We start from the raw sequence: 12766 nt of genomic DNA, 5'->3' as shown, positions 1-12766 counted from the left end.
GGAAGACATGGGTATTGCAGCTATTTTGGGTGGAGATGAAAGAATTACATATTGCCCTGGTCGACCAGGGCAATAAAACAATAAGCCACATTCTTTCTTCATTGAGGGACAAGTAGGACTTGTGAGACACGGGTATTACCGCTATTTTTTGGAGACAGAGGATTGCACCTTGTCTCACCAGTCGCCCAAGTCCCCCGAAAACAACCAGCTGCCCATATTCAACTGCTGAAGTGTGCGACGCAAGACCGCCGCCATCCCGATTGCCATCGGGACTAAAGCCGGGCTAATAAAAAAGGGCATTGTAAGATAATAGCTATCCCCAGGTATAAACCTCTACCGCTTCATCTCCTCCAGCTCCTTTTGCATTTTGAACATCTCATCCCGTAACCGCGCGGCTTCCATAAAGTCGAGGTCCTTGGCGGCTTTTTCCATTTCCTTCTTTACTTTGGCCACCGCCTTTTCCATCTGCGGGATGGTTTTGTATTCTGCCGGGTCTTCGGCCGCTACGGTAATCATATCCTCGTCGAAGCTGATGGCGTATTTATCTTTTTCATCAAAGCCTTTAATGTCCAGTACAGAAGTTTGTTTGAACACCTGTTCCTTTGATTTCTTTACCGTACGGGGAGTGATATTGTGCTCTATATTATACGCGATCTGCTTTTCCCTTCTCCGCATCGTTTCATCGATCGTACGTTGCATGCTGCCGGTCATTACATCTGCATAAAAGATCACGCGGCCATCCACGTTCCGCGCAGCGCGGCCTGCCGTCTGGGTCAGCGATTTTTCATTCCTTAAAAAGCCTTCTTTATCCGCATCCAGTATGGCCACCAGGCTTACTTCCGGAAGATCCAGTCCCTCCCGCAGCAGGTTTACCCCCACCAGCACATCGATCTCGCCCAGGCGCAGCTGGCGCAGGATCTCCACGCGGTCCAGCGTATCTACCTCGCTATGGATATACTTGGATTTAATATTGATGCGGTGCAGGTATTTGTCCATTTCCTCTGCCATGCGCTTGGTAAGGGTGGTTACCAATACGCGATCACCTTTCTTCACGGTCTTATCAATTTCATCCAGCAGGTCATCGATCTGGTTGATGCTGGGCCGCACTTCAATCGGCGGGTCCAGCAGGCCTGTGGGACGCACCACCTGCTCCACGATTACCCCTCCGGTCTTTTCCAGTTCATATTTATCCGGCGTAGCCGAAACAAAGACCATCTGGTTTTGCAGGTTTTCAAATTCATGAAAATTCAGCGGGCGGTTATCCATCGCGGAAGGCAGCCGGAACCCATAATCCACCAGGATTAGCTTACGGCTGCGGTCGCCCCCATACATCCCGCTGATCTGCGGCATGGTCTGGTGACTTTCATCAATAATGGTAATATAGTCTTTGGGAAAATAATCCAGCAAACAGAAAGGCCGGGTACCGGGGTTGCGCCGGTCGAAGAAGCGGGAATAGTTTTCTACGCCGTTACAATAGCCCAGCTCGCGGATCATCTCCACATCATATTCCACACGCTCTTTCAAGCGCTGCGCTTCGATCAGTTTATTTTGTTGTTTGAAATATTCCACCTGGGCATTCATCTCGTCCTGTATCTCAAACAGCACCTGGTTAATCATGTCCTTGGGCGCCACATAGAGGTTGGCGGGGAAGATGGCGGCATTCTCCATCTTGGCAATCCGTTTGCCGGTATTGACATCGATGCTTTCGATCTGTTCGATCTCATCGCCGAAAAAGGTCACGCGGTAACCAAAGTCGAGGTACGGCAGGTTAATGTCTACCGTATCCCCTTTTACCCGGAAGCTCCCCCTCGTAAATTCCAGCGTGGTGCGGGTATATAATGAATTGACCAGGGCATGTAAAAACCCCTGGCGGGAAAGCGTTTGCCCCTTGTCGATCCGGATGATTCCGTTTTCATAATCGGTAGGGTTACCCATACCATAGATACAACTCACGGAAGCCACCACGATGATGTCCCGGCGACCGCTGAGCAAGCTGGTAGTGGCACGCAGGCGCAATTTATCCAGCTCCTCGTTGATGGCCAGATCCTTTTCAATATAAGTATCGCTTACCGGCATATAGGCCTCCGGCTGATAATAATCGTAATACGATACAAAATATTCCACCGCATTCTCCGGGAAAAACTGGCGGAACTCGCCGTACAACTGGGCTACCAGGGTTTTGTTATGGGTGATGATGAGCGTGGGCCGCTGTACATTCTGGATCACGTTGGCCATGGTATAGGTTTTACCACTACCGGTAACACCCAATAAGGTCTGATATCGTTCCCCTGCCAGGAGCCCCTCCGTTAACTGACGGATGGCTTCCGGCTGGTCGCCGGCGGGGGGAAAGGGAGTATGTAAGTTGAAAGGCATGTAGAATTGAGATTTGAGACTTGAGATTCGAGACTTGCGCTCTTTACCGGCACAAGTTAAAAATAATAACGCTTTTTAAAAATGCTGCATGCTAAAAGCATTTTTTTAATAATTGGCAACGTACTGTGGCATCGTGACTTTCGGGGGACAGCGAGACCCGGGGGACAATGAAAGTCGCATGAGTCGCCCTGTCCCCCGATAAGTTTTACAAAAACTATAAACTATTATCCACCTCCGGCAATTTCCGCTTCAGATACGTGGAATAATCCGTTTGTACGGCTGCATATTCCTCAGTCATAAACGGGGCTGCAAACATAAAATCGGCGGTGGCGGCGTTGCAGGCTACGGGCAGGTTATAGGTTGCCGACAGCCGCAGCAGGGCTTTTACATCCGGGTCGTGCGGCTGGGCTTCCATGGGATCCCAGAAAAAGATGAGGATGTCCAGTTTTGCTTCAGCGATCATGGCCCCGATCTGCTGATCGCCACCCAGGGGACCGCTTAATAATTTTTGAATGGGCAATTGCAGGGCCTGCTCCAGGATGGTGCCGGTTGTTCCGGTAGCAAACAGGGTATGCGGCACCAGCTTGTCTTTATTGGTCATCGTCCAGTGCAGTAATTCTTCTTTTTTATGATCATGCGCTACCAGCGCAATCCTTTTTTGGGCACCCAGTGTCCGTTCCATATCCTAAATTTGAAAAATAAAGATAACCCAATCCCTACTTAGATTGTTGCGTTTGTTCTTTTAGTTGCGTCTTATATTTGGCATTCAAAATATTGCACATTATGAAAAAGTTGATTTACCCGGCTATTGTAGTTACCCTTCTGTCCTGCCTATTTTCCTGTTCAACGATCCATCCACGGTATATCAATAATCCTGCTGCTTACAGTCCTTCTTTTTTTCGCCATAAAGGCGATCTGAAGCTTTCCGGCGCATTTGCTTTTAATCCTGATAACTGGGGCTCCGATACCTCCAGCAATGGGGTGCATCGTAAAAACCTGGGATTTGACGGACAGGCAGCCGTGGCAGTTACGGATCACTTTATGATCCAGGCGGGAGGCATGTACCGTACAGAGAAAGATGTATACAACAATGATGACATTACGGCTACCAACAGCGGCATGAAAATCAATTACACCAGATCCATGTTTGATATCGGTGCGGGTTTTTACACGGCTATGGGCGGATCCGGAAAAGTATATTTCAACAGCGTACTGGGTGCCGGCTTTGGATCTTCACGGTCAACCGATATTGGTGTTCCTGTTGAAAGAAACCGCAATTATGATTTTGATTTTATTAAATATCATTTTACGCCTTCCTTTAATTTCTTCTTTACAGACAATGTGCGTCTGTCCGTAGCCCCCCGGGTTTCCTTAATGACCGCCAATAATATAAAAACCAACTATACGGAAGAAGAACAGCTCCGGCTGAACTACAATACATTTGGGAAAAAAGGTAAGGTGTTTTTTGAACCCAGTCTCCTGTTCCAGGGAGGTCCCTCCAATGTGCCCTGGCTGAAATTTGACCTGGGTGCTCATTTTGCCACCAATCCGCTGGCGTCCAGTTCCAATGAGAATAATCCGCCAACTGTGTATGAAAGCGGGAAGCTGCGCTCCCGGAGATTTTTACTGTCTTTGGGATTGTCTTTTTATCCGTTTGAGAAGAGGGGCCGGTAAGTACTGTTTTGCTTTCGGGCGACGAGGAGACCTGGGAGACTGTTTAAAAATTATGACAGGTCACACCAGTCGCCATGTCGCTACCAACGAACGCCTGCTTTTCCGCAGTTCTACTTTGGTTTGTCTGTTAAACAGGAAACCGTCTGTGTTTCTGTGCCTGTGTGGCTTCCTTCAGCTGATTTCAACTAAATTTGCAGCCCACCGCCTTAATTACGGTGCCTTTATATGATGACCAGTACTGAGATCCGACAGGCTTTTTTAGACTTTTTTAAAAGTAAAGGGCATGAAATCGTACCCTCTGCTCCTATTGTAGTAAAGAATGATCCTACCCTGATGTTTACCAACGCGGGGATGAACCAGTTTAAGGATTATTTCCTTGGCAACAAACAAAGCCCGTTTCCGCGGGTGGCAGATACCCAGAAATGCCTGCGCGTAAGCGGTAAACATAATGACCTGGAGGAAGTGGGGGTAGATACCTACCACCATACCATGTTTGAAATGCTGGGCAACTGGAGCTTTGGGGATTACTTTAAAAAAGAAGCCATTGCCTGGAGCTGGGAACTGCTGACCGAAGTATTGAAGATACCGAAAGACCGTTTATATGTTTCGGTTTTTGAGGGTGATGAAAAAGAGGGACTGCCCTATGATGAGGAAGCGGCAACAGAATGGAAAAAATGGATCAGTGAAGACCGCATCATCCGGGGAAAGAAAAAGGATAATTTCTGGGAAATGGGCGACACCGGCCCCTGCGGCCCCTGTTCGGAGATCCATGTAGATTGCCGGCCGGATGAAGAACGGCAGCAGGTAGATGGAAAGGCCCTGGTAAATGCCGACCATCCCCAGGTGATTGAGATCTGGAACAATGTATTCATCCAGTTCAACCGCCTGAAGGACGGCAGCCTGCAACCGCTGCCCGCCAAGCATGTAGATACCGGTATGGGATTTGAACGGCTTGTAAGGGTGTTGCAAAATAAAACGTCTAACTATGATACGGATGTGTTCAGCGGTACGATTGGGGCCATTGAACACATCGCCGGGAAAAAATATGATTACAGCGACAGCCGGGAAGCCATTGCCTTCCGCGTGCTTGCGGATCATATCCGGGCCATTAGCTTTACCATTGCCGACGGACAATTGCCCGCCAGCACGGGCGCGGGTTATGTGATCCGGCGGATCCTGCGCCGGGCCGTGCGTTATTATTATTCGTACCTGGATTATAAACAGCCCCTGCTGAACCAGCTGGTCAGCGTTATCGCCAACCAGTTTGAACATGTGTTCCCCGAGTTGAAACAACAGGAAGCATTTGTTACCAAGGTGATCAGGGAAGAGGAAGACTCCTTCCTGCGTACCCTGGAGAAAGGACTGAAACGCATGGATGAGTTGATCGATCCTATCCGCGGTAAATCCGCGCCATCCGCGGGAATCATATCGGGAAAAGATGCTTTTGAGCTCTATGACACCTACGGTTTCCCGATCGATCTTACACGCCTGATCGCTTCAGAAAATAATATTGCCATTGATGAAGCCGGTTTTGAATCGGAAATGCAGCAGCAGAAAAACCGCAGTCGCGCCGCCACAGCAGTGGATACCGAAGACTGGCAGCTGGTGCATGCAGAAGTGCCGGTGACCTTTGTGGGCTACAATGACCTGAACGTGCCCACCCGGGTGACCAAATACCGTAAAGTAAAAACAAAGAATAAAGAACAATACCAGCTGGTGCTGGAAACCACACCATTCTATGCCGAAAGCGGCGGACAGGTGGGCGATACGGGCAGTCTGCAATTTGGCGATGAGGTGATCCCGGTCACCGATACCAAAAAAGAAAATGACCTGATCATCCAGTTTACCGACAAACTGCCTGCGGCCATTGATGGGGCAACCACCGCCATTGTCGATTTTGAAAAGCGTTTAAATACAACGTATAATCATACAGCCACACACTTATTGCATGCCGCATTAAAACAGGTATTGGGTGCGCATGTGAACCAGAAAGGCTCGCTGGTCTCCCCGGATGTACTGCGTTTTGATGTATCGCATTTTGCCAAGATCACCGATGAAGAGATCCGCCAGGTGGAAATGATCGTAAATGAAAAGATCCGGGCAAACATCCCGGTGGTGATCAAAGAAATGCCCAAGGAGGAAGCCCTCAAACTGGGCGCCATGGCCCTTTTTGGAGAAAAATATGGCGATACCGTACGCGTGGTAACCATCGATCCGAAGTTCTCTGTGGAGCTTTGCGGGGGTACCCATGTACCGCAAACCGGTATGATTGGTCTGTTCCTCATTACTTCCGAATCTGCCGTGGCAGCGGGTGTACGCCGGATCGAAGCATTGACTGGTCCCGCAGCATTCCGTTACCTGAGCGAAAAAGTAGCCGAATACAAGCAGGTGGGCGAGTTGCTGAAAGCCGCCAATCCTTTAAAAGCGATTGAAAAATTAATTACCGATAAAGCCGCCCTGGAAAAGAAAGTGGAGCGCCTGGAAGCAAAAGAGCTGGTAGGCATCCGCAACAGTCTCCTGCAAAAAGATGAGATCATCAACCAGGTGAATTTTATCGGTGACATCGTGGAAGTAAGCAACCCGGACGCATTAAAGAAACTCTGCGGTGATCTGAAGAACCATCTGCGCGATTTTGTAGTAGTGCTCTGTGCCAATATCGGCGGTAAGGCTTCCGTAGCCGTTGCCATTGCCGACACCGTAGTTGCTGCAAAAGGCCTGGATGCAGGACAGATCATTAAGCAACAGGTAGCCCCCGTTATTAAAGGTGGCGGTGGCGGACAAAAAACGCTGGCCACCGCGGGCGGACAGGAAGCCGGTAACCTGCAGCGGGTGATCGATGCGGTGAAGGCCTTGCTCTGATGAATCGCTATTATTAGTTTAAATAAAATTGCCGCAGATGCGCAGATTGATTTATTAGCAATCTGCGGCTAAAATTTTTAAGCCCGCCGCCGACCTGTAACAATAAAAGAATCCTCGATTTCCTATATTTGGTCTATGTCTTTATTCCGGCTCATCCCCGACAGACCCGATGTGGTGCAGGACCAGAACCGGCCTGAAGAAAAAGGAACCTTCCGGGAATGGCTTTATATCACCATCTTCCAGGCGACCACCACCGCAGGGAAAATCTTTGATATCGGGCTTTTTATACTGATCCTTTCCAATATTACCCTTTTAATGCTGGAAAGTGTGGAGTCTCTTGCGATACAGCATGCCCATATGTTTAAAACGCTGGACACCGTTTTCCTGGTATTGTTCTCCATTGAATACCTGCTGCGCCTCTATTGCGTACGCTCCGCAAAGCGCTATGCCACCAGCTTCTACGGGATCATCGACCTGCTGGCCATTCTGCCTTCCTATATGGAATTCTTCTACCCGCAATGGCATGTATTCATGATCGTACGCAGCTTCCGGCTGCTGCGGATCTTCCGCATTTTCCGGATGGTAAAATTCCTGGATGAAAGCCGGATACTGATGTTTGCCCTGCTCCGCGGATTCCGGAAAATTGTGGTGTTTCTTTTTTTTGTGGTGCTGCTGGCTATTTTCCTGGGGTCGATGATGTATGTGGTCGAATTTCCGCATAATCCCGGGTTTCGCTCCATTCCCCAAAGTATTTACTGGGCCATTGTAACCATTACCACTGTGGGCTATGGCGATGTGGCCCCTATTACTGCCGTTGGCAAGGTCATTGCCTCCTTTATCATGATCCTGGGGTATTCCATCATTGCTGTTCCAACAGGCATTATGTCGGCTTCCGTGATCCAGGAAGAAAAAAGGAACTGGGGCAAACGCTGTCCGCATTGCGATACCGCCGGACATGGCGCAGACGCCATTTATTGTAAGCATTGCGGGGAAAAACTTAAAACCGATTAATCCATGCCGGCGATCATCCTGGCGCAACTAACGCCTTTTGGCTGGGCGCTCATTGCTGCAATGATGGCAGCTGTTTTTGTCGCTATAAAATTTCTTAAAAGAACCAGCCCGGGCAGCAAACCCGGATGTGCAGGTGTAGCTTATGTGGCCACTATCTGTTTTATACTCTTCCTGTTTGTTATGGTGTTCTTACCACTTTTATCACAGCGCATTTACCAGGGAATTACAGGTACGCGGTCCGGTGGCTTTTTAGAGTGGGCAACGGTAGGCGGCTGTTTTATAATGGTATTGGGAATGTTTTACCTGATGAGCTGGGGCCTTGCCTTCGCCTTTGGGCGCAATACCAAACGATTTGCAACCGTGGGAATGCGGCTCCTTAGCTGGCTGCTGCTTCCAGCCGCGATGCTGTTTATGTTCTCTATGTTGTGTTACGCAATGTACCTTCATTTTTCAGGAGAAAAACGGCAACCTTTTTGGGTTATCGCCATTTGCCTGTTATTTGCAATCATCCTCTTTTTAGGATTTTGGGGATATATGAAAATGCTCATCAGCCAGCGGCCAAAGCCCCGGAACAACGGAAGCAAGCGCCGCGGGTGATAAACTTTAACATTTCCGAACACTTTCGTATTTACTAAACCTCCTAACTTTGATCTACGAAGAAAAACGTATTTCTCTAACTTTAAATGTTTACAGAAGCAATGAGATCCTATTATTTTTTGTTGGCGCTTTTAATTCCCGCCCTGGGTTTTGCGCAAAATCGCAATCAGAACAAAGAAGCAGAACAAATTATCATTACAAAAAAAGGAGTTGCCAATGATCCGATGAATATAGTGATTGATGGCGATAAAATTACCGTGAACGGCAAGCGGGTTGATACAGATAAAGAGGCTGATATTACGGTAAAAAGAAAAAAGATCAAAGACCTGGACGTGTATAATGAAGGCGGGCTTTCTGATCGCGGGCGCTCCTTTAATTTCAATATGGATAGAGCGGGCGGAATGGCCCCCAATAAGGCGATGCTGGGCGTAGTAACCCAGAAAACCGACGATGGTGTTACAGTAATGAATGTGTCGGAAGAAAGCGCGGCTGATAAAGCGGGGCTTAAAGAAGGGGATATTATTACCGCTGTAGACGGTAAAAAGATCGAAGCACCGGATGAACTTTCGGCAGCCATAAAAGGCAAAAACCCGGGAGATAAGGTTTCCATTTCCTACAAAAGGGATAACAAAAGCTACACCGCCCAGGCGATCCTTACCAAATGGAAAGCGCCGGATACCATGGGGCTGAACCTTGGCAAGGGCAATTCTTTTTCAGCACCGGATTTTGACTTCAATGACCTGATGCGCCAGCTGCCTAACCAGCAGGGGGGCGTAAACCGCAATTTCCGGTTCTATGGCAATCCCGGCTTTGAACCCAACAGTCCTAAGATCGGTATCCGCATCCAGGACCTGGATAAAGGTGATGGCGTAAAGATCGTGGACGTGGATAAAGGCTCCGATGCCGACAAAGCAGGGTTAAAGAGTGGCGACATTGTTAAGGAGATCAATAACCAGCCGGTAAATGGCACCGACCAGGCTTCGCGATTGATCCGGGGCAACCGCAAACCGTCCCTGGATTTTAAGATCAGCCGGAATGGGAAAAGTCAATCAGTAACGGTAACCCAGTCTGCCCGGATAAAAACCGCAGATCTGTAAATTTTTCAACCTTTTCTTTCCGGGAACGTTATATCGGTAGCATATCTCTATGTGCTGATAGTTTTTAAGTTTTCGTGATTTAGGGTTTAAAGGCCGCCCCGGTTGAATCGTGGCGGCTTTTTTATGGCCGGTAAAACCAATCTCCTTGCGTATCTTCGCGAACCTGAACAATTGATACGGAACACATGGAATGGAGTGAAAAATATGAAATCGTGATCGGCCTGGAAGTGCATGCCCAGCTGCTGACAGAAAGCAAGCTTTTTTGCGGAGACAGCATTGCATTTGGCGCCGCACCCAATACTCATGTAAGTCCCATAACCCTGGCGCACCCCGGCAGTTTGCCCAAAATGAACCGGAAAGCAATCGAATATGCAGTAAAACTGGGGCTGGCCTGTCAGTGCGAAATAGAACAAAAAAACTATTTTGCCCGCAAGAACTATTTTTACCCGGATCTGCCAAAGGGCTACCAGATATCGCAACATACAACGCCTATTTGTAAAAACGGGCATGTAACCATTAAAACGGCTGCCGGAACCCGGGACATTCGTCTGAACCGGATCCACATGGAAGAAGATGCAGGAAAAAGCATCCATGATGTAGATCCATATAATACAGCAGTAGATTATAACCGGGCGGGCACCCCCCTGGTTGAAATTGTAACGGAACCTGACCTGCGCAGCAGCGAAGAGGCCTTTGCTTATGTAACCGAATTGCGTAAACTGGTGCGTTACCTGGAGGTATGCGATGGTAATATGGAAGAAGGCAGCATGCGTTGCGATGCCAATATTTCCGTTCGCCTGAAAGGAGCGGAAAAGCTGGGTACCAAAGTGGAAGTAAAGAATCTCAACTCCATCCGGAATGTAAAGCGCGCCATTGATTTTGAAGCAGAACGTTTAATGGGCCTGTTAGAAGCCGGAGAAACCATCCGTCAGCAAACCCGGAGTTTTGATGCGGGAAATGGTACCACATTCGCCATCCGCGATAAAGAAGATGCCGAAGATTACCGGTATTTTGCTGATCCTGACCTGCCGCCCTTTGACCTGGAAGACGCGTTCATCAATGATATCCGCCGGATGATACCGGCCCTGCCCGCTGAACGCATCCGGCAGTATATGACGGAATACCAGTTGCCGGAATATGATGCGCATGTGATTACCGAAGAACGGGATACTGCTGATTATTTTGAAACCATTCTTCAACATACAAAAAATTACAAAGCGGCCGCCAACTGGATGTTGGGGCCGGTAAAAACCTGGCTGAACGAAAACAGTCAACCCATTGGCGCATTTCCGCTGCAACCGTCACAGGTAGCCGCACTTATCCAGTGCGTGGATTCGGGAAAAGTGAGTTTTTCCATCGCCTCTACCCGGCTCTTCCAGTTGCTGCTGCAACATCCGGAAGAACAGCCCCTGGTACTGGCTGAAAAAAACAACCTGATCCAGCAATCGGATGCCGCTGACCTGGAACCGGTTATTGACGCGGTGCTGGAAAAGCTGACCGCTAAAGTAGCAGAATACAAGAAAGGGAAAAAGGGGCTGCTGGCACTATTTGTAGGCGAGGTTATGAAACAGACAAAAGGCAAGGCAGATCCGAAAAAGACCAACGAGATATTGTTGAAAAAGTTACAATAAGAGTAACAGAGCTATGAGGTTTGCACCAGTACAAACAGGACCAACCCTTATAGCTTTTTTTTGAAAATTCAAGATCATGAAACAATTCATCTTTATTGCACTCCTGGCGATCGTTTTTGCAGGATGTAAACAAGACAATAAAAAAAGCTTTACTGTAAACGGAAGTATTTCCAATACACAGGCTAAAAAAATATACCTGGAAGAAGTGCCGGTAGCTTCTATGCAACCCGTCATTGTGGATTCTACAGATATCCTGAGCGGAAAATTCACGCTGAAAACCGAAGCGCTGGAAGATGCCGTTTATAATATCCGGCTGGAAGCACTGGAGTTTCCCGTAGCCTCTGTTATCAACGACGCTCCGGAGGTAGATCTTAGCATTACGATGAGCACCCGGAACCCCCAGCTGCCCGAAAAATTTGAAGTAAAAAACTCCCCGGCCAGCCAGGCTATGAAGGATTTTATGATGGCCTTTAATGATAAAATGATCCGGCTGGTAAACAATATGCATCAGCTGGATAGTCTGCGTACCACAAAAGTAGCCGACAGTACGCTTGCCCCGCTCAGGCAAACCATCAAACAGAATGGTGCCGATCTCCGGGAATATGCCCTTGGCGAAATCAAAAAAGGCATCAATCCAGCCCTGTCGATGTTTGAGCTGGGCTACTACCAGTCTACGGCAAACGGACAGGGTTTGGGCCTGGAACCGCTGGATAATAAGCAGGTTGTTGGCCTGATTGATGAAGTGTCAAAAAAATTCCCCAACCATATAGCAGTAGCCGGTTTAAAACTGAACCTGCAGCAGGAAATGAAGGCAGCAGAAGACCGGACCTGGATCGGAAAACAGGCACCGGATTTTACCCTGCCCGACGTTTCGGGGAAACCGGTGGCACTCAACTCCTTTAGAGGACAATACGTGCTGGTTGATTTCTGGGCCAGCTGGTGCCGTCCCTGTCGTGCTGAAAATCCCAATGTAGTGGCGGTGTTCAATAAGTACAAAACCAAAGGATTCACCGTATTAGGGGTTTCCCTGGATGATGACGCCACTTCCTGGAAGAATGCGATTCAAAATGACAAGCTGGCCTGGACCCAGGTTAGCGATCTGAAGAAATGGGAATCGCCGGTAGTACCGATGTATAAATTTGGAGGCATTCCGTTTAATGTGCTGATTGATCCGCAGGGAAAAATTATCGCTGAAGGATTGCGCGGTATGGACCTGGAAAACAAACTGGCTGCCATTTTCCCATAACACCGGTTCTATTATACAGCACTTTCGCGGAGTATTGTGTCCGGCGTATTTCAAGCTCCCCACAATAGCTCTTTTAAAACTGTTACTAGACCTCTTTCATAATTCAAGATTATAAATAGCAGCGATTAGATTCACCTTAAGGCCGAAACGCTTTCTTCTATTTCTGTAGGGATAGGCCATTATTTTGAATATTTTCATTTCCCGAATGATATGCTCCACCATTACTCTTTGAGAACCAACCTGATGGTTATGTTCCTTATCCTGTACAGTTAAAGGCT

10 protein-coding genes are annotated in these 12766 nt (G+C 48.2%); 7 read left to right on the top strand and 3 right to left on the bottom strand.

Annotation, left to right across the window (positions count from 1 at the left end; genetic code table 11):
- Positions 1–333: 333 nt before the first annotated feature.
- Both uvrB and Q1V85_RS11780 read right to left on the bottom strand, forming a co-directional pair.
- Positions 334–2373 (bottom strand): excinuclease ABC subunit UvrB, encoded by a 2040-nt coding sequence (gene uvrB / locus Q1V85_RS11785; RefSeq protein ID WP_300600133.1) that lies wholly within the window; start codon positions 2371–2373, stop codon positions 334–336.
- 214 nt (positions 2374–2587) lie between these two features.
- Positions 2588–3055 carry a methylglyoxal synthase gene (locus Q1V85_RS11780; protein WP_300600132.1) on the bottom strand — a complete coding sequence of 156 codons (468 nt, stop codon included), beginning with the start codon at positions 3053–3055 and terminating at the stop codon, positions 2588–2590.
- Positions 3056–3156: 101 nt separating this feature from the next.
- Here Q1V85_RS11780 and Q1V85_RS11775 point away from each other — a divergent pair, with 101 nt between their 5' ends.
- From Q1V85_RS11775 to Q1V85_RS11745, 7 genes are all read left to right on the top strand, one after another.
- Positions 3157–4047: a hypothetical protein gene (locus Q1V85_RS11775; protein WP_300600130.1), complete on the top strand. Its 891-nt coding sequence runs from the start codon at positions 3157–3159 to the stop codon at positions 4045–4047.
- Positions 4048–4272: 225 nt separating this feature from the next.
- A complete protein-coding gene (alaS, locus tag Q1V85_RS11770) occupies positions 4273–6906 on the top strand; it encodes an alanine--tRNA ligase (protein WP_300600129.1) in 2634 nt (877 codons plus the stop codon).
- A 135-nt stretch (positions 6907–7041) separates the two neighbouring features.
- Positions 7042–7917: an ion transporter gene (locus tag Q1V85_RS11765; protein WP_300600127.1), complete on the top strand. Its 876-nt coding sequence runs from the start codon at positions 7042–7044 to the stop codon at positions 7915–7917.
- Between the two features lie 3 nt (positions 7918–7920).
- The gene (locus Q1V85_RS11760; protein ID WP_300600124.1) at positions 7921–8514 is read left to right on the top strand and encodes a hypothetical protein; all 594 of its coding nucleotides are present in this window, start codon (positions 7921–7923) and stop codon (positions 8512–8514) included.
- A 101-nt stretch (positions 8515–8615) separates the two neighbouring features.
- Complete coding sequence (locus Q1V85_RS11755; protein WP_300600121.1) at positions 8616–9611, top strand: PDZ domain-containing protein; 996 nt, start codon at positions 8616–8618, stop codon at positions 9609–9611.
- A gap of 185 nt (positions 9612–9796) precedes the next feature.
- Entirely contained in the window at positions 9797–11242 is a 1446-nt protein-coding gene (gatB, locus tag Q1V85_RS11750) for an Asp-tRNA(Asn)/Glu-tRNA(Gln) amidotransferase subunit GatB (RefSeq protein ID WP_300600120.1), read from the top strand.
- A gap of 76 nt (positions 11243–11318) precedes the next feature.
- Positions 11319–12488 carry a TlpA disulfide reductase family protein gene (locus tag Q1V85_RS11745; protein WP_300600118.1) on the top strand — a complete coding sequence of 390 codons (1170 nt, stop codon included), beginning with the start codon at positions 11319–11321 and terminating at the stop codon, positions 12486–12488.
- A 96-nt stretch (positions 12489–12584) separates the two neighbouring features.
- Here Q1V85_RS11745 and Q1V85_RS11740 read toward each other — a convergent pair.
- The coding region (locus Q1V85_RS11740; protein ID WP_300600116.1) for a transposase family protein at positions 12585–12766 on the bottom strand (182 nt) is incomplete at its 5' end.

Source organism: Niabella sp. (assembly GCF_030150205.1).
Taxonomy (GTDB): domain Bacteria; phylum Bacteroidota; class Bacteroidia; order Chitinophagales; family Chitinophagaceae; genus Niabella.
The sequence above is the reverse complement of the archived record's forward strand: the minus strand, read 5'-3'. Positions and strand labels throughout refer to the sequence as shown.